Source organism: Streptomyces coeruleofuscus (assembly GCF_039532725.1).
Taxonomy (GTDB): Bacteria; Actinomycetota; Actinomycetes; order Streptomycetales; family Streptomycetaceae; genus Streptomyces; species Streptomyces coeruleofuscus.
Window position 1 is genome coordinate 1 of the sequence record NZ_BAAASE010000019.1, and the last position, 17,462, is coordinate 17,462.

The window sequence follows — 17,462 nt, forward strand, 5'->3', positions numbered from 1 at the left end:
CCCGCGGAGCGGGTACCATATCGCTGCGCGATATGCAAGCGAACACCCGCGCTGCGCGCGGGTGTTGCGCTCCCGCTCCGCGGGAGCGGAGCTGCTCGCTGCGCGAGCAGCCCACCCGCCTTGCTGCGCAAGGCGGATGACGCTCCGTCCGCTGCGCTCCCGGAGCTCCGGGGCCTACGGCCCCGTGAGGGCGGCCTCCGCTGCGCTCCAGCCACCCGAGCCGCTACGCGGCCAAAAGGCCGGCCCCGCTGCGCGGTGCGGCCAACGGGCCTACGGCCCGAGCAACGAGGAGAGGGAAGTGGCCGGGGCCGGTGACCCTGCATCAGGTCATGTGCCTGTGTAGCGATTGGAGAACCAGACCACCCCCGTGCATCAAACTGTAGACCCAGATGAACTCTGGAACCAGACCCCACCCCCGGGCTTTATCGATTGCGTTCGATGTGGGCTACCCAGGTAACGGCCTGGACTTTGCTGGGGACTTCTCCGATTTCCCGCGCAGCGGCCCGGTAGCAGTCGGCGAGTAGGTTGTAGCGGCCAACCGCTCCCAACCTTCGATCCCGCTGGCCGTGCAATTGACTGATCCACTCCTACCTCTATACAGACTATAGGGGAAGTCATCAATTGTTCTGCGGCTTAGATGCAGCGATAAAGACGGCAAGAAGTGCGAACAGCGAGGTAGCTGCGAGTGAGCACCACACTAGGGCGTCTGCGGCAGACCGAAGATCAAAAAGCCTGACGTAAGCATATCCCCAGAAACACACGGGGCCTATGATCAAAAGCAGCACCTCGGTCAGTTCGATAAGGAGCTGCAGGCCGCCACGCACCAGCTTATTCGTAAGAACCGTGGGAATACGCGGGAATAGGGGGGAGTAGTCGGGTGCGATGAGATCGTGAAGACCTGAAGTCGGCCAGGAAGGATGGGCAGATTCGATCAACGCCCTCTGGGCCTCCCGTACCACTTCAGCAATCTTTGAGGTCATGACCAAAGAACTGACCATGTATGCCGTTATAGGCGGAATACAGGCTGTAACGAAAGCCAACTTGGAAAGTTTAATCGAAAGGAAGGAGATTTCTCCTACTAGGTTCCGAGTTACTAGTTCGAACAGCAAAACCAGGAGGGCGATAAGGATTGCACCTCGCCTACTGCGGGCTGCCAGCTCAACATTTTTCTCTTGTAGATGGTCGATTAGCTTATCAAGCAGCTCAGATTGATCGCTGTCGCTTGCCAAGCGGCGTGCAAGTTCCCTGATTTCTTCTCGCAAGCGGTGATCCACCAGAATCTCCCAATGTTGCGGTCGCCTCTAATGCGCATTTCCATCACTCACCGGGAGGCGAATTTAAGTCTTTCGGTCACCAGTCACGCTAACTTGCTTCGTAAACCTGCGGCATTTCAATGTGCCGGACGTTTTCGCCTCGGAGAGACTGGGGGAGCGCTTGAGTCGTGATGACCTGTGTGCCCGTGGCTTGAGCTGCTTTTCCCAGGTCCTGTAGAACGGACTTAATGACGCTGGCGTCGATGCCTTGCTGGTAGGGGTTGTCGAGCATCAGGAACCCGGGGAAGGCGCACTCTTCGTCCAGGTCGTTCGCCAGGAAGAGAGTGGCGTAGCTGTAGGCGAGGAAGAAGAGCACCCGTAGTTCGGCGCCGAGGATCTGGTTCCAAGGGCGGGTGCCGACATAGAAGGTGAGGTCGCTGTCGCTGATGGTGATGCTTCCCTTGACCCAGCCATGTCCTCGGTAGGTCTGGAGGAAGGAGTTCATGCGGTCTGCGAAGAGGGCGCAACGGTCGGCCGGGGATAGGCCGACGGCTTGGTGCGAGGGCTGGGCCTCGGTGATGTCGTTCAGGGCCTGCTGGGCTGATGCGACGGTCTGGGTGGCCTCGATGCGGCGTTGCAGGATCTCTTCGATGGCCGGGAAGGCGGTCATCTTCTGTTCCAGCTGGGCGATGTTTCCAGCGAGGTCCTCCAGCGCGGTCATGAAAGGGGCTAGTTGGGCGGCTCGTTCGTTGTTGATGCGCTTGGCCAGTTCGGCTTGTTGTTGTTCCAGGTGAGTGCGGCGTTCGTGGGCGGTTTGCAGATCGCCGGTAGTGCGGGCGATGACGTCTTGCAGATCTGCCAGTTCTGACTTCAGGGATCGGATTTCGACCTGGGCGCGGCGCCGGCGTTGGTCGTCGCTGACGGGCTGGTTGCAGAGGTAGCAGGCGTCGTCGTGGTGGGGACGGCGTGGATCGACAGTTTGTTCGCAGGCGGGGCAGAGCCGGACAGGCAGGGCGTCGAAGAGATCGACGGAAGTGATGAGGCGCTGCATACGGCCGATCTCTGCGGTGACCGTCTGGGCCGACTGCCTGTGCTCGTCGTGGAGTTGCTCAAGGCCGGTCACCTCGTCCAGGGCACGCTGGAGGCGGCGTGAGGTGTTCTCGTAGTCGGCGGTGAGGGTGGTGTCATACCCGGCGCCGGTGGTCTCGTGGCCGCCGTGGACCAGGCTGTTGATGTCGGCGGTGAGCTGTCGGCGCTGCTCGTAGGCGGCGTCGAGTTCGGCTCGGACGGCGTCGCGAGCGGCTGCTACTTGCTCCAGTGAGCGGGCCACGGGGATGTTGAGGCGGTCGGAGATGGCGGTGACGGCCTGGAGGGTACTCTCTTGGACTTCACGTTCGATGGCCTGGGCTTCGGCCAGGCGTTTTCTGGCCTGGGCGATATGGAAGTCCGTGTTGGAGTACTTGACGCGGGCGAATCCGAGGAGCTGGCTCACGACGGCGCGCCGGATGAACTCGGCTTCTTTGTTGGCGAAGTCGGTCCAGGAGTTTTCGTTGCGGTAGATGTGGCGCAGGGTGTTGCGGAACGATAAAGGTGTGAGCTGGTTGGCTGATCCCGCGACGATTCCCTTGGGGATTTGCAGGTCGGGCCAGTTGAGCTCCTGCAGGATCCAGCTGGAGAAGGCGTCGACGTTAAGGTCGTCTCCGTCGATGTAGACCTTGTTCATGCGGCCGTGGTGAAGTGACCTGGTCAGCGTGTGCGGGGTGCCGTTCAGTGTCAGATCTGTGCTGATTTCGACGTACTTCTCGGCTACCGCGATGGTCAAGGCATCTCGGGGGCTGTCACGGTCGCCCAGGCAGTAGTCGATCGCCTTGAGGGTGGTGGTCTTGGAGCTGTTGCGGACCCCGGTGATGATATTGAGCATGCCGGAGTGGAAGGTGTACTCGTCGATCTCACCGGTGTGCTGCACAAGCCGGACGGACTCGACACGGATGCCGCGGTCGGGGTGTGCGATGACAGGCTTGGTCATGGCTGGATCTCCTGGCGGAAGGGCGCGTTGCCGACCTCGTCCGGGAAAAGCTCGTAGATCAGGTCTTTGAGCTGAGTGCCGGTCATGCTGGCGAGGTTGCCCTGCATGGCTTCGCAGCGGCGGACCAGCGGCTGGAACTGAGGGGTGCGCGCGAGCCGCTCCGCGGCCTGGCGGCCGGCGGCCTTGAGCTTGATGCGTTCGGGCTTGTGGCTGGTGGTGACGGTGACCAGCCCGCGCGAGACGAGGAAGGCCAGAAACTGCCGGTAGCGGTGGTCCCAGGGGCCGTAGCGATAGCGGACCATGGGCGCTTCGACCTCAGTGGAGTCCTGGGCCAAAAATGCGTCACCGAGTGGCACTACTTGCGGCATGGCGGCGTGAGCGCGTTCAAGAAATCCTGGGTAGCGCAGGAAGAAGTCGAGTTTGGCGAACTTGGTCCGGCCGGCGACGTAGGAGCCCGGTTGCTGGCCGCACAGGTGGATGAGCAGTAGCAGGCGCGCGGCGTGGAAGTCCGGGGAGTCGTCTGGGTCCCAGGGGCGGTGCAGGGGCGGGACAACGCGGCTGCCGATTTTATGAGGCATCGACGTACCTGTTCAGGCAGCGTGCGGTGATGTCGCTGAGGGTGGCCAGGGCATCAACGAGGTTGTACGTACGTTCGGCTACCTGGGGCATCTGGGCCACTTTGAGGATCGTGGCCTGGTAGGCGTCGGGGCCTGGGGGGATGAGGCCGCTGCGCCGCTCGGCCATGGTCACGGTGCACAGGGCGTGCACGTCGTCGGCCAGGTCGTCGAGTTGCTGCCGCCTGGTGCCGATGCTGGCCCGGCGCCTGCGGCGAAAGGTGAGCATGGCGTCGTGCTGGGCTTCGGCTTCCACGTCGGAGACGCCTGCCGGCCGGAGTTTCTCCTGCAGGGTCATCAAGGGTTCAGTCGAGCCGTCGCTGCGTCGGCCAGTGACCTTGCGCACGCTGTCTTCCAGGGCGGCCTGGAAGGTATCGCGGCTGACGCTCTGCGCTCGCAGGGCCCGGGCGCTGCGAGCGATGCCCTCTACGAGCCGGGCCATCACCTCCTCCACTTCCGCGTACATCGGTCCGGTGCCCAGGAGCGCGCCGACATGCGGGGCCAAACGGTGCAGCGTCTCTCGTTCGACGTCTTCGATCGTGCGGCCGACGACGAGGACATCAAGACGATCCACACACCAGGCAACGTCGCGGCCGTCCGGAAGCTGCAGGCAGCTCAGTCGCTCGATGACGGCGTTGCGCGTGGATTCGCTCACCGACCCGCGTGGGCGATCTCGTTCCACCGCGAACTCATACAGGTCGCGCAGTGGCACTTCGTTGATGATGAGCGTGAAGCGGGTGCCCTCCGGAAGAGGCTTGCCCAGGAACAACTTGCCCAGATAGCTCGTCTCTGCCGTCTTCTGAGCGGTTTCCGGCCTGCAGACGCTGGCCACGCTGTGCCGGGTACCGGCCTCTTCGATCGTCTTGACCTGGCGGTAGTTCGGCGCGTCATCGCGGTAGCAGAGGATATCTTCCAGGTCTTCCCAGGACACTGAAGTCCACTGCCCATCCAGCATGTCCAAGCAGTCCAGGAGAGTGACTACGTCCTGGTAGGCGAAACCCCGCCGACTACGCCGCCCGCCATCAGCAGGTGCCAAAGCCATTGGCACTCCTCGACGCCCCCCGGCTCAACACTTCCATACACCCGGCACACACGTCTTGTCGCACGTATGCCCTCCCCCAACGACATCGGAAATGCAGTAGATCACCACTCGCTCCTGGGGGGCAACGGTCAGCACCGAATCGAACGCCGTGCGTCACGGCAGGGATCAAAAGCTGCGCGCAATACGCGCTGGCCCTCAGAGGTCCGTTCACGACGTGAAGGGGACGCTCTGTAGTCGTGTGCGTCTGCTGGCAGAGGATGGGCGGCTCGCCGAGGTGGGGCCTCATCCTGGGAGCATGTTCGACGATCCGGGTGGGATTTCGGTGCGGACTGCCGGACCTGACGGCCGGCAACCACGATCGAGGTGACGCCGGGCCGTCATCCGCGCTGACGCACGATGTCGGCGTGGCCGTTGAGGGCAGGGGCATGGCCCGTGCCAGCCGGCCCGTGCTGGTGGGGGACGCGGCTCGGCCAGCTTCGTCGTCACTGTTACCGGCATAACTGTGACGCCGAGAACCCCGCACGTCCGTGTGGTCCGGCAGCTTGGTGGGCACGCTCTTGATTCATCACACGGTGTAGGTGAAATGCCACCAGCTGCTGCTGGGGCCTGAGCTTCCGTCCTCGGCGATGCCGGTAACCCGCCAGCGGCCCTCTTGGACGCCCACGAAGTCGAACTGGTAGCTGGTGCTTGCCGTCTCGTCCTTGATCCAGGGACGCCACTCAGTGTCGTAGAACTCAACCTCGACGGTGTACCGGCTTGTCCCGCTGACGGACTCCCAGGTAAGCGTGGTGGTCCGTGGGAAGGTTTCGAACACCGTGCCGTCAGCGGGGCTGACCTGCACGGGTGCCTGCATGCTGGTGTCGTAGCGGAAATATCGCCAGGAGCTGGTGCTTCCGCTGGTCCCATCCGCCGCGATGGCGGTAATCCGCCACCGGCCCTCGTTGTCGGCTGGCCATTGGAAGCTGTGGCTGGTGTCGGTGGTTGTGGTGTTGGCCTGTGGGGACCAGGCGCCAATGGTCACGCAGTGCTGACACTCGACCTCGACACGGTATTCGGACGCGCCGGTCACACCGGCCCATTCGACCCTCGTGGTCCGCGGGGAGTGGGTGAGCACTGCCCCGTCCCCTGGCTGCAGGAGTGTGGGGGCGGGCAGTCTGGACGGGCTGCTCTCCCCGCCGCCGCGGGTCGTGGATCCGCTATTGTCGGCGCCTCGGTTGGTGGTGCCGCTGCCAGAGTCACCGGTGCCTCCCGTGCCTCCCGCCCCACCAGGGTTACGGGACGATCCGCCGTCAGAGGTAGTGGTGGTGTTACCGCTGGCACCGCCGCCCTGGTCAGCGCCTCGGGAGGGTGAGGGCGAACTGTCGTCGGTGGGCAGACGGTCCAAGACGTATCCGGCAACCAGGACGGTACATAACAGGACCACTGCGAACGAAAGGAGGTAGGCGGCTGCGTGGCCGGCGCGCCGGGCGATCTCCCCTGACGGCAACGCAGCGGTGGACCGAAAAGGGGAAGGCCGAGGCACGGGCGGAGGGGGCGCAGACCGAGTGGTTTCTTCATCAGAAACAGCGTCTACGGGTTCGGCGCGAGCGATTTGGCGGATCAGCGCCTGCTCAACCTGGTCCAGCAGCCAAGCGGTGTTGTCCAGCATTGCGTCGACAGCTGGGGGGCGCTGGGCACCGGGGGGTGGCGTGACGATGGGCTGCGGAGGAAGTGGGACTCCAGCGCGTGCGATCTGCAGGTGCAGCCGGGCGGCTTCGTCCCGGAGCTGGACAGCCGGGTGCTCCTTGTCCAGGTCGTCTTCGGCCGCAGACTCCGGTGGCCGGGATGCCCGCTCGGCCGCCATGGCGTGCTGGCGACGCCGGATGTCCTCCTCCTCCTTCTTAAAGCGGTAGTACTCGGCGAGATCTGGCCGGGTGACTTCCACAGCACGCAGATACAGACCCCACACGTGTTCGCGGACTGTTTCGGTCAGCGGCTGCCCAAGGGCCTTCTCGTCGACCAGATCCAGCAGCGCGAACAGCTCCGCGCAATCGGGTAGCTGCAGGCCGTTGGCAATCCTGCTGAGCTTCGTCTCGCTGTACCCCAGCCTCTTGATCATCGCGGCATAGGTGAAGCCCAGTTCTTTCATCCGATCGAAGACGACCACCCGGAGCACTTCGACGAAGGCCCGTTTCTTCGGTTCCATCGCCTCCGGAAGCTCCTTGCGCGGGCGCCCCTGCGGTCGGCCTTCCTCTGGTCGGCCGTTGGTGTCCTGCCTCGCCAAGTTCTTTCCCCCGACCCCCACCAAGGGCTTTATTTCACCCCTGGTCTGCGCTTTCTTTCCTCTTGAGCAAGATTTTTTGGTCCCCGACGGTGGGTGCACCGCCCCGGCTTCCGACCGGAACGGCGCCACCCGCTGCAGGAGGAGACCAGCATGGCCAACAGGAGTCACCCACCGCATTCGTTCGGACACATTCGCCCCGCGGCGGTGTGCTGTGTATGAGTTCGCATTCGAGTTCGCCGGGAACTTCCTGTCGGGTCTGGCCCTGGCCGCCTCCCTCGTGCTGGCTCGCAAGGTGCGGGCACGGTACGCCCGTCGTCGGCGCCCAGACGACAACCCGGCACCATGACCCTGCGCCCGACCGGGAACATCCGCTTCCGCCAGTCACCACACGGACTTGCGATAGCGGGTGCTGGTAGGGCCCCTGTCACCAGCCGCACCACGGCAGCCGGGACCGCCGACTGGTCCCCGGTCAGGAAGGTGCCGGGCATCCGAACACCTCGTCGCCGGACGGCGTTTCGCCCGCGTCAGGTCCAGGGCCCTCTTTCCAGGCGGAAGAACTGTTCCAGCTCCGGACGACGGTTCCTCCTCCGAGGGCCGGTGTGCACCGAACCCCGTTAGCTACCCGGCGGGTCGTCGTTCGTGCGGCCGCCGGCTACGAGGGTGCGGCGAGCACGAGGGGCCGTGGCCGAATTGATTCCGAGCACCACTCGCCGCGGGCCAGGAGCATCGTGTGGAGACAGATGGCGCAGGTGGCCGGGCCTCCACCGCCGCAGGCAACGTACCTCTACGCCCTTCGAACGGGTGAAGGTCCTCATCTCTGCGCAACCACCGGCCCCGGGTGCGTGTCCTGCACAGGCGACACCACACGCTCAACCATGGGGAGCCCGCTCTTGCGCAAGAACCTCGTCACGGCTGCCGCTGTTACGGCCGGCGCGCTGACCGCCCTGTCCTTCGTCCCCGCCCACGCCGCCGAGTACAGCTCGGCGTTGAAGATCCGCGGAGTTCAGTACGACGCGCCGGGCCGGGACTCCAACAGCTGCTCCTCGGGCAACACCGACGAGGAGTACCTGACGGTGAAGAACTACTCGTCCCGCTCGACGATCAACCTCAAGGGCTACGCCGTCAAGGACGCCACCGGTAACCGCTTCACCTTCACCGCCAACCACTACCTGCAGCCCGGCGACTATGTGAAGCTGCGCGGCGGCCACGGCACCGACTCCGACACCCACAACGTCGTCTACCGCGACAACTGCAACTTCCTGTGGAACAACGACAAGGACACCATCTACCTGTACAAGCCCTCAGGCAGCCGCGCCGACGTCCACGCCTACACCAAGAGCAACGACGACCCCGACGGCAACGGCTACATCAACTTCCACGGCTAAGACCCACCCCAATCCGCCGGCCACGGCGGCGGCCCATAGAGCGCGACGCCGTCACCTCCGCGTGAGGCTGGGCCAGAGGATGGCCCGGCGCACAGTGCGATGGACTGCACGACGCTGACTACCGGCGCGAGACGACCACAGCGCACGCCCAGTCCTGGGGCTAACCGACCATCGTGGCGGAGAAGCGGGCTCAGGTGTGGTCGTCACTCATCCCCAAGTACGGGAGCGGAAGCCTGGATGTGCAGCAGGCACCCCCGAGGGCGTCGTGGATGCCGGCGACGTTGCCGCGGTGCGTGACCGTCGGCAGGTCCTTCGCCCACCAGTGGGAGATGCCGGTGTGGTCGAGGACCAGGGCGTGGGCGCCCTGGTGGAGGAACTGGGCGGTGAGGATGCGCAGGAGGGGCACGAGGGCGCGGCCCGGATGGCGCGGGCCTCAGTGGGCTTCTCAATTGCTGGGTAGAAAGTCCAGCAGCTTCTGAAGGTCGGTAGACCCCTGGTAGTGCACACCGGTCATCCCGAGGGAAACGGCGGCCTCGACGTTCTCCCACCGGTCGTCCACGAAGAGGCACTGGTGGGCGGCAACACCGGCCCGCTCGGCTGCGATCTCGTAGATCACCTGGTCAGGCTTGGCCACTCCCACTCGGGCGCTGCTGACGACGTGGTCCGCGAGATCCGCCAGCCCCATCGACTCAAGGTCGCGCTCCAGCTCCAATGTCGCGTTGGTCACCAGGACCAGGGGCATATGTCTCCGCACCCGGCGCAGCATAGCCACCACCACGTCGTCGGCCCGGAACGGAGCATCGGCCAGCGCCATTCCGAGCTCCCGGGCATGCGTCAACGGCATCTGGTCGGACAGCGCCGACGCGATGGAGTCCACCCATGTCTCCTTAGTGATCTTGCCGAGGAGAAGCGGCAGGTCCACTTCAGGGGCGTAGGCCACCTCTGCGGTGGTGCCCTCGGCCACTCCAACGGCGCGTTCCAACTCGGCCAGTGGAGCCAAGTCGTAGAAGCGGATCACGTTGTCGAGGTCGCACAGCACCGCCTCGAAGGGCCTGCTGGATGTCTCGGAAGCCGTCACCTGCCCATGAATAGCACAGCGTTCGACCGTTCCTAGATCACAACCAAGGACAGGCCCTTGAGCCGACGGTCGGCCGAGGGGGCGTCTCAGGTCGCCCACGAAATCGAAGATGAACGATCTCTGTCGCGGCTCTTCGGTTGGGGCAGCCGCCCCAACCGAAGGCGCGCGTGATCGCGGGTCAGGAGTAGTCGCCGCGTTCAGCCCGGTGCAGGATGTCGCGTTCCCGGCCGGTCTGGGTGCCGAGTGAGTCCTCGTGGTCGATGACGATGGTGTCGTCAGCCGGCTGGGCCCGTACCTGGGCCCCGTAGGCGTCTGTCGCCTTCAGCAGAAGCGCGTCCTGGTGGGCAGCGGGCCAGCTCTGGATCAGATACGACTCCACGGCTTCATCCACCGTCGTCTGGTCGACGGCGCTGTCCCGGCCGCGCGCGTGGACGCGCAGCCGGTACGAGCCGGGACCCTGAGAGGCCAGCGAGGGCAGATCCGCGGGGTCGTCCATGAAGGACGTCACGAGCAGTTCCCCGGAAGGGGAGTTGCATGAGATCTCAGCGACCTCTTCCCAGCCCGGGTCGGGGTCGGGCCGCTGGGAGTGCGGCTCGACCGTGACGTGGACATCTCCGGTGTGGATCCCGGTGGTCACCTCGATGGCTCCGCCATCGGCGGACACCAGGCCGGTACGGCTTGCGTCCAGGTCGTCGGCCGCAGGCCCTTGCGGGTCCGTGATCTGGAAGAGGTGGTACTCCGCGTGCACCAGGGCTGTGCCTGTACGGGCTGGCTCATTCACGGTGGCCTCGTCTGGTCTCATCTGGCTGGGTCTACCTGATCCATACCAGGAACCGGTCCCCTTCCAGTACGCGGCTGTAGGTGTAGAAGCCCTTGAGGGCCTTGCCGGCATCGGTGTTCTGCTTGGCGTTGACCATGCGGCGGCTGAACTTGCCGTTGCCGTACTTGGCGCCCTGCCAGGTACTGGCGAAGGGGTACTCGTCGCAGGACTTGCCCGGCGGGCGCTCCAGGCTCGACGGGCACGCCTTGTCCCGGTTCTCCTGGCTCTTCTTGCGGTCGGTGAGCCGTGTCAGGAAGTTCGTCGTGCCGTACTTGCCGGGCAGCCCGGTGGCCTGGGCGTCCTTGATGTGCTTGGCGACCTCGGGCCACGGCCCGGTCTGGCTGTAGCTGATCACCGGCACGGCCTGCAGGGTGACGCAGCCGACCTGGCGGGGAGCGCCGGGCAGCGCGTTGTCACAGCGGACGTCCACGGTGGACAGCTTCGTCGGCTCAGACGGCGCAACCCACTCCCGGTTGCTGAACGTCCAGGAGGCGACGCTCCGGCCCGTTCCCCGCTGCTTGGAGGCACCGGTGTTGATCGCGGTGTCCATGAAGAACTGCCCGTAGGGCTCGGCACTCTTGGAGATCGTTTGGCCCGGGAAGTTCTTCTTCGCGACCTTGCACTTGCCGATGCAGGAAGCGCTCCCGGACGCCTTGGTCCCGTTCACCCCGCGCCCCCACCGCTTCGTCTCCAGCAGCCTTACCTGGTAGGCCCATGTCTTGGAGTCGCGGGCGGAGAAGGAGTAGCCGATGGCGATGTATTTGATACCGCCGATCTTGCGGCCCGTGCGCACGTCTTCGACGTTGACCTCAGCACGCCAGATGCCGCAGCCGCGCATGCGTTCGATGTACCACGTGTTGTCCACGCCTGCGTCGATGCACCACTTGGGTTCCTTCCACGGCTTGGGCCTGGCTGCCGCGGCCGCGGTGTCGGACTCGTCGGCCGGTGCAACAGGCGGTGCCGTGTCGTACGCGGCGGTCTGCGGCGTGGCTTCTGATCCGGCCTGCCCGGCTTCCGGTTCGGCCGCCAGGACGGCTGACTCAGCCGCAGAGGTGTCGGCAGGAGCCTCAAGTTGCGACAGCACTGCCTGTTCGTCGGAGGTCAGCTCGACCGCCGGCTCCAGGGGCGACGCGCAGGCCGCGTACTGCGCACCGGGAGTCCCGGCAACGTCCTTCACCCGCCCGTCGCAGGTGGCCTGCTGGCCGGCGGCCAGCCCGACGCGCTCTCCGTCCTCAGCGGTTTCCGGGGCCGCCTCCGGTTCCCCAGCCGTACTGTCCGCGCCCAGGGCCAGGTCTTCCGCCGACGGTGCGGCGTCCGGATCACCGTCGTCGGCTTCCGACTCCGGTGACACCTCATCAGCGACTGGATCGGTCGCGGCCACACTCGTGGTCAGCGAGGTGTCCGCACCCGTTTCCTGCTCCACTGCCGCCTGCGCGACGCCCAGATGACTGCCCAGCAGCCCCAGCGTCACAGCGCCCACCGCCAGCATGGTTCTCGGTCTCAAGTTGTAACCCCCTGTTTGGTCAGAACAGCGCGAGGCCACCCCACAGACGTGACATGTCCGCGCCGGGTCGATCTGATCAAAGCACAGGGGACTGACAGACCGGCAACGGAGTATTCCTCCACGGCGAGTGAGCCATCGACGCGTTAGCGGCCTATGGCCTGCGCGTGGTGCCGCCTGCCCTCCTCGCTGCTGGGCAGGAGCGCCTGGGAGCGGTATGGGCCGTGCTGGCGGCCGGACGGTTCAAGTCCCGGTGGCACAGCAACTGCTTGGCGGCGCAGTGGGCGCGGTTTGGTCTTCGCGAGCCTTCGCCATACGCACATTCAGCAGGCCCAGGGTCAACCGACGGAATTGGGTGATCTGCTGGAACGCGGCCTCCCGGGCGTGGGCGTCCCGTGAAGGCGTGCGGAGTCTCGACGATCTACAGGCGCAGGAACGAGGTCGAGCGGACGATCAATGCCCTCAAGAACTTCCGGCTATCGCGACGCGGTTCGACAAATGCGCCTACGTCTTCCACGGCACCGTCACCGCTGTCTCGTTTCGGCTCTGGCTCCGGTCGTGATCCACCGAGGACCTAGGGGGTGTCTTGCCGATCTTCCGATCGTTGGATCGGTTGTAAGGGATGGGGAAGTATCTGAGGCCGCGTGGGCGGTGATTGAGCCGTTGCTGCCGCCGGTGGGCCGTGCCCGGGGCAGGTGGCGGGATCACCGTCAGGTCATGGATGGCATCGTGTTCAAGTTCCGTACCGGTGTGCCCTGGAGGGATCTGCCGGAGCGGTTCGGCCCGTGGCAGACGGTGCACGGGCGGTTCGCCCGCTGGGCGGCCGACGGCACCTTCGACAGGATCCTGGCCGCGGCCCAGACAAGGGCGGAGGTGGACTGGCTGGTCGCGCTGGACTCCACGATTGTCCGGGCCCATCAGCACGCCGCCGCCAAAGGGGGCTCGAGGAGCGCGGGCTCGGACGCTCCCGCGGTGGGCTGACCAGCAAGATCCACCTGGCCTGTGACGGGCGGGGCCGCCCGCTGACTTTCACGGTCACGGCCGGCACACGCAACGACTGCACCCAAGCTGAAGCTGTCATCGACGCGATCCGCGTCGCCCGGCCCGGGCCGGGACGCCCTCGTCGGCGGCCTGAACGCGTCGTGGCCGACAAGGGCTACTCGGCCCGCTCCTTCCGCGCCTACCTGCGCAGACGCGGAATCAAGGCGACCATCCCCGAACGGGTCGACCAACTCGCGGGCAGACGCCGGCGCCGCGAACGGCCCTGCGGCTTCGACAGGTCCATCTACCGCCGCCGCAACGTCGTCGAACGCTGCTTCCACCGCCTCAAGCAGTGGCGCGGCATCGCCACCCGCTACGAGAAACAACCCGGCCGGTACCTGGCCGCCCTCACCCTGGCCAGCACACTCATCTGGCTAGACACATGATCGGCAAGACGCTCCCTAGTGCGTTGTGCCCCAGCGGTCGGTGATGGCGGTGGCCTGGAGCAGGGTGAGGTTGCCGCGGACCATGCCAGCCACGCCCGACACGGCGATGAGCAGGCCGTACGGGCCGAGGGCTACGGTCTCATCGACGGCACCCTCCACACTTCCCCGCACCAACCTGACTCCCCCGGCCACCCTGCCGTGCCGTCAGCAGCACCGTGACCGGACGAATCATGACCGCCTCAGGCTGAAACGCAGGCCCACCAGCGCCCAACGGCATGCGAGTCCTGGCAGAGCTTCATGATGGCCGGCCCAGTGATCCCGGACGACGCAGCATGCTGGCGCCGACGTTGTTGCGGACCCCCTCGGTGCACCACTCGCTCTATCGCAGCAGCGCCGGTGCCTGGGCCGACGACCGCCCCCGCACCCCAGCTCCGCCCGCTCCGAGCGGAGGCATTGACGGCGGCCACGTCGGCTGATAGGCGCTGCGGCAAGCTGTGAGAAGGCTGTCGGCTGCCCGGTCAGGTGAGGTTCTTCTCCAACGCGGTGACGTAGGCGTCGATGAAGTGGTCGCGTACCCCGTCACTGGCCGGCGCCAGGGCGTCGGCGGTCAGGCCTCTTGCCCGGTCGGTGAGTGAGCCGAGCAGCGGCATGGTCTCGTGCAGCCGGCCGCGGGAGTCGATGTAGCGAAGTGCGCTGACGTGGGTGTAGGCGGGCTCGGGCGGCATCTGGGGCACGGTGTCGTTGTTGTTGACGAAGCGGTACATGCGGTCTTTGAAGCCCTTGTTGTAGGCGGCGGCCAGGAGCCGGTCGCAGGTGCGGGGCTGGCCGTAGGTGTACACGCCGTCGGCTGCCAGGCGCGGCTCTTCGAGGTACATGCGGGCTCCGGCGAGCATGGCCAGGGCGCCGCCGAGGCTGTGTCCGGTGAACCAGACCGTCTGGCCGTTGGTGCGGTACTCCGCGAGGGCGTCTTGGACCTCGGGATAGATCGACTCCAGTGCTTCGGCGAAGCCGTGGTGGACATAGCCGGTACCGCCGGGGCCCGGGCGGGGCGGTGTGGTGGCGTCCGAGAGCCAGTCCTTGATCTGGACCGGTTCCGTGCCGCGGAACGCCGTGATGATCATGTGATCGCTCGCCGCGGTGTAGGCCTGTGTGTCCTGCAGGGGAAAGGGCGGGCTGAAGCGGGTCTGATGGTGCTGCACCTGGTCGAAGCCCCAGGCGCGCGCCTGCTTCTCGATCGTGGCTTCGTCCTTGTAGGCCAGTTCGGAGGCCTTGGCCAGCCAGTAGGCGTGGGCCAGGCTGTAGCCGGTGGCAGAGTGGTCGATGGTCGACGGCACGGACATCGCTGATACTCCTCGCACTTGAGCTGGGATGCGCCCGCACGAGATGTGGCCAGGCGCCTTTGTTGCTCCTCGTATATGGGCTGTTCCGGCCGATCAGCGCCACGCGCCCGGCCCGTCACTCGTTGCCTTTGCCGCGTTGTCGACCACGAACAGAAGGCGGTTACGAGGAGGCAGGGCGGGCCGCTGAACCGGTGAGAACCCAGTCGATCTCTTCAGCCCGGACGAGCGCAGGTATGCGACGTCGGCCGGAACCGCCGGTAGTGCTGCCGACGGCAGTAGCGCCCACAACTCCGGCCAGCAGGAGGGCACGTCCGCTGGTGCCGCGACTCAACACGTCTGAGGCAAGTCCCGACTCGAGCAAGCACCCCAGAGTTGGTTTGCCGGCCGTCCGGACGTCTGGCAGGCCCCGGTGGAGGCCGGCCCCCGCCGGCCACCTCGGCACACTCGAGGAGCCGGAAGCGGGGGTGGAAACGGGCCGCGAACAACGCCACCGGCGCGATCAGAGAACCGACTCCCCGCGCGGTAGCCGTCCGGGGAGCCGGCTCGCAGCGCGAACTACAGACCGGGCACGACCTTGCCGGAACCCGTCCGGTGGACCGTGCTGTCGTCGATAGCCCCGCCGGCGTTGTCGTTGACGAACTCACCCGGCTTCTGAAGGCCCTTGCCGACGCTCTCGATGAACGTCGTGATCGCTTCGTCTTCGCCCTTGGTCTGTTCGATGTGCGTGACGACCTTTGTGATCCAGTCGAGCTGCTCCTTTTCGGACATCTGCCTTCCTGAAGGGCTCCGCCCGGTGCGCAGGACGTCACCGATCAGGTTCGACACCAGGTGAGCCCCCTGGCTGATGCCGCTCATCTCCTCGTATCCGCTCTTGCTGTACATAGGCGTCTCCCTTCATGCCGTTCACCGAGGCACCGCCTTGCGGCAGGCTCCAGCGGTCTATGCACTGACAGCCACCATGCTGCGTGACACATATGGAGCAAACCAGGCAATATCCCCCATATGGGTGAAGTATGTGGTCTATGCCGCCGCTGCCTTGACGTTCGGGGACCGTGCAGTACCGCGCGGAGCGCGCCACCGTCACGCCCGGTGACCGAGCGCGGTACCGTCGCCCCCCGCGACCACGTCTTCGACAACCTCGACCTCGAAACCGTCGCCGACAACCGCCGCATCTGGCTGCGCGAGGACCAGGGCCAAGTCCTCCACCTCACCCGCGTCGCCGGCACTCCCTCCACCGACCCCGCCCGGCGCCGGATCCGGCGCTACGCTGCCCAGCGGCCGACGGATCCTCTACGGTCCGGGCCCGCGAGGTCCGCGAGGTGACACGCGCTCTCCACGGCCTCCACCCGGGCCCGGCCTGCGCCGACAACTCCATGACCGGCTCAACGACCGTTCCCCTCGAAAGGGACCGACGAGCACTGTCGCTCGGAAAGAGCGCGACCTCTCCCCTACTGACGTGCCCCGCCAGCCGCCGCGCTGACGATAATCAGGCGCGGCGGGGCCGTCGGCGCAGGCGTTCAGGGGACGGGTGTGTAGGTGATGTCCGTGTCGGGGCAGCCGTCCGCAAGGCTCTCCAAAGCCTCGAGTTCGGCCTCGTCGACGGACAGGCTCCAGGAAAGCTTCACGGGCACCCAGTACGTCAGGTACTTGCAGTGCACGGACTCCTCAGGCAGCCACTCGGCGACGTCCTGGTCGCTCTTTTGCCGGTTCGAGCGCTGACTGACCGCCTCCAGGTGCCGGGGGTCGTCCAGGTAGTTGGCGTAGGCGACGCGCCGCTCCCGCGCCCACGCCTTTGCCCCGCTGTCCCACGCTTCTGCCAGCGGGACGACGTGGTCGATGTCGGTCCGGGTCACCTCCTGCCCGTCGTACCAGGAGAACCAGACGCCACCCGACAGGGTGCAGCGGCCGGACACCGTCGGCGCCTCGATGGCCTCGGCGAGCAGGACCTCCGCCCGGGTGTTGCAGCCGTCGCGGTCGGCGTCGACCCAGCCGGAGCCGAACTCGCGGTCACGGTCGTAGCCGGTGCGGTCCTCCACGGCCACCCGCAGCCGGGCGATCGCCTCACGCAGCGGCAGCGTCTCATCCGCGCCCCGCGCGACACTGTGCGCGGGGACGGTGCCCGCCCACACGGACACCGTCAGCGCGGCCGCGGCCAGCCAGCCGTAGCCAATCCGGTGCCTCACGACTGGCCACGCTCGTTGACGCGGCGCAGGTACAGCTGCTTGCCGTACTTCTGGTGGAGCCAGATCCGGCGGTTGTCCGCCACCGTGTCCAGGCGCAGGTTGTCGAACCTGTGCACGCTGCCGTCGGCCGCGTGGACGGTGACGCGGACGCGTTCCAGGCACAGAGCCGCGTTGTTGCCGGCGTCCTCCACCCTGAGATAGGCCGGATACAGGCCGAGGTCCTCGGTGTCGAGCTGGGGCTTGCGCGGGTCGTTGTACTCGCCGTCGACCACCGGGACGACGGTGAAGTTGCCCTCGGTGTCGTCTTCGTGCTGCTCGCCCAGCACGAAGACCTTCTTCGTGTCGGTGTCGAAGTCGTCAGCGTTGCCGGAGTCGAGGACGAACTCCCGGCCGGCGATGCCTAAATACACCCAGTCGTCCGACCCTGCCCCGGTCAGGTTGGCGACCTCGATCTTCGCCCGGATCTGCGTGATGTCTGCCATGTCAGCTCCCTTGCTGTGCGCGTTGTTGGCGTGGCTCATCCCTCTCCG

Annotated in this window: 17 protein-coding genes and 2 pseudogenes; 4 read left to right on the plus strand and 15 right to left on the minus strand. The window is 66.2% G+C overall.

Translation table 11 applies throughout. The features are described 5' to 3' along the window. Window positions 1-422 precede the first annotated feature (422 nt). The 6 genes from ABFX81_RS42340 to ABFX81_RS41105 form a co-directional block, all read right to left on the minus strand. Window positions 423-572 carry a DUF7178 family protein gene (locus ABFX81_RS42340; RefSeq protein WP_428837269.1) on the minus strand — a complete coding sequence of 50 codons (150 nt, stop codon included), beginning with the start codon at window positions 570-572 and terminating at the stop codon, window positions 423-425. A 45-nt stretch (window positions 573-617) separates the two neighbouring features. Then, entirely contained in the window at window positions 618-1,274 is a 657-nt protein-coding gene (locus ABFX81_RS41085; protein WP_346139620.1) for a hypothetical protein, read from the minus strand. Between the two features lie 88 nt (window positions 1,275-1,362). Beyond that, window positions 1,363-3,279, minus strand: a complete 1,917-nt coding sequence (locus ABFX81_RS41090) for a hypothetical protein (RefSeq protein ID WP_086842953.1) — start codon at window positions 3,277-3,279, stop codon at window positions 1,363-1,365. Beyond that, window positions 3,276-3,857, minus strand: a complete 582-nt coding sequence (locus ABFX81_RS41095) for a hypothetical protein (protein WP_346139621.1) — start codon at window positions 3,855-3,857, stop codon at window positions 3,276-3,278. The genes ABFX81_RS41090 and ABFX81_RS41095 overlap by 4 nt, the downstream gene beginning before the upstream one ends. Then, window positions 3,847-4,935, minus strand: coding sequence for a dsDNA nuclease domain-containing protein (locus ABFX81_RS41100; RefSeq protein WP_086842957.1), 1,089 nt, complete (start codon window positions 4,933-4,935; stop codon window positions 3,847-3,849). Before ABFX81_RS41100 ends, ABFX81_RS41095 begins: the two co-directional genes overlap by 11 nt. Before the next feature lie 565 nt (window positions 4,936-5,500). After that, the gene (locus tag ABFX81_RS41105) at window positions 5,501-7,120 is read right to left on the minus strand and encodes a hypothetical protein (RefSeq protein ID WP_346139623.1); all 1,620 of its coding nucleotides are present in this window, start codon (window positions 7,118-7,120) and stop codon (window positions 5,501-5,503) included. 953 nt (window positions 7,121-8,073) lie between these two features. On the opposite strand from ABFX81_RS41105, the gene ABFX81_RS41110 reads away from it, so the two are divergent. Continuing rightward, window positions 8,074-8,583: a lamin tail domain-containing protein gene (locus tag ABFX81_RS41110; RefSeq protein ID WP_428837270.1), complete on the plus strand. Its 510-nt coding sequence runs from the start codon at window positions 8,074-8,076 to the stop codon at window positions 8,581-8,583. Between the two features lie 190 nt (window positions 8,584-8,773). Here the strand turns inward: ABFX81_RS41110 and ABFX81_RS41115 are convergent, their stop codons facing one another. From ABFX81_RS41115 to ABFX81_RS41130, 4 genes are all read right to left on the minus strand, one after another. After that, entirely contained in the window at window positions 8,774-8,989 is a 216-nt protein-coding gene (locus ABFX81_RS41115) for a hypothetical protein (RefSeq protein WP_086842964.1), read from the minus strand. A gap of 39 nt (window positions 8,990-9,028) precedes the next feature. Next, a complete protein-coding gene (locus ABFX81_RS41120; protein ID WP_086842966.1) occupies window positions 9,029-9,661 on the minus strand; it encodes an HAD-IA family hydrolase in 633 nt (210 codons plus the stop codon). 178 nt (window positions 9,662-9,839) lie between these two features. After that, window positions 9,840-10,442: a hypothetical protein gene (locus ABFX81_RS41125; protein WP_346139626.1), complete on the minus strand. Its 603-nt coding sequence runs from the start codon at window positions 10,440-10,442 to the stop codon at window positions 9,840-9,842. Window positions 10,443-10,473: 31 nt separating this feature from the next. Next, window positions 10,474-11,961, minus strand: coding sequence for a NucA/NucB deoxyribonuclease domain-containing protein (locus ABFX81_RS41130; protein ID WP_346139628.1), 1,488 nt, complete (start codon window positions 11,959-11,961; stop codon window positions 10,474-10,476). 392 nt (window positions 11,962-12,353) lie between these two features. Between ABFX81_RS41130 and ABFX81_RS41135 the strand changes: the two are divergent. After that, window positions 12,354-12,544, plus strand: a pseudogene (locus ABFX81_RS41135) (IS5/IS1182 family transposase); the annotation flags it as partial. Between the two features lie 38 nt (window positions 12,545-12,582). Beyond that, a protein-coding gene (locus ABFX81_RS41140) for an IS5 family transposase (protein ID WP_428837271.1) occupies window positions 12,583-13,409 on the plus strand; the annotation gives its coding sequence in 2 pieces (ribosomal slippage) (window positions 12,583-12,936 and window positions 12,939-13,409; 825 coding nt in all). A gap of 18 nt (window positions 13,410-13,427) precedes the next feature. Here ABFX81_RS41140 and ABFX81_RS41145 read toward each other — a convergent pair. From ABFX81_RS41145 to ABFX81_RS41155, 3 genes and pseudogenes are all read right to left on the minus strand, one after another. Next, window positions 13,428-13,535, minus strand: a pseudogene (locus tag ABFX81_RS41145) (MFS transporter); the annotation flags it as partial. A 392-nt stretch (window positions 13,536-13,927) separates the two neighbouring features. Further along, the gene (locus ABFX81_RS41150; RefSeq protein WP_086842974.1) at window positions 13,928-14,749 is read right to left on the minus strand and encodes a lipase family protein; all 822 of its coding nucleotides are present in this window, start codon (window positions 14,747-14,749) and stop codon (window positions 13,928-13,930) included. 555 nt (window positions 14,750-15,304) lie between these two features. After that, on the minus strand, window positions 15,305-15,631 hold the full coding sequence (locus ABFX81_RS41155; RefSeq protein WP_086842976.1) for a hypothetical protein: 327 nt from the start codon (window positions 15,629-15,631) through the stop codon (window positions 15,305-15,307). A gap of 207 nt (window positions 15,632-15,838) precedes the next feature. Here ABFX81_RS41155 and ABFX81_RS41160 point away from each other — a divergent pair, with 207 nt between their 5' ends. Then, a complete protein-coding gene (locus tag ABFX81_RS41160) occupies window positions 15,839-16,072 on the plus strand; it encodes a hypothetical protein (RefSeq protein ID WP_086842978.1) in 234 nt (77 codons plus the stop codon). A 194-nt stretch (window positions 16,073-16,266) separates the two neighbouring features. On the opposite strand, the gene ABFX81_RS41165 is transcribed toward ABFX81_RS41160, so the two are convergent. Together ABFX81_RS41165 and ABFX81_RS41170 are read right to left on the minus strand one after the other, a co-directional pair. Continuing rightward, a complete protein-coding gene (locus ABFX81_RS41165; protein ID WP_346139630.1) occupies window positions 16,267-16,932 on the minus strand; it encodes an HNH endonuclease family protein in 666 nt (221 codons plus the stop codon). Continuing rightward, complete coding sequence (locus tag ABFX81_RS41170) at window positions 16,929-17,414, minus strand: hypothetical protein (RefSeq protein WP_086842999.1); 486 nt, start codon at window positions 17,412-17,414, stop codon at window positions 16,929-16,931. Before ABFX81_RS41170 ends, ABFX81_RS41165 begins: the two co-directional genes overlap by 4 nt. Between the last annotated feature and the right edge of the window lie 48 nt (window positions 17,415-17,462).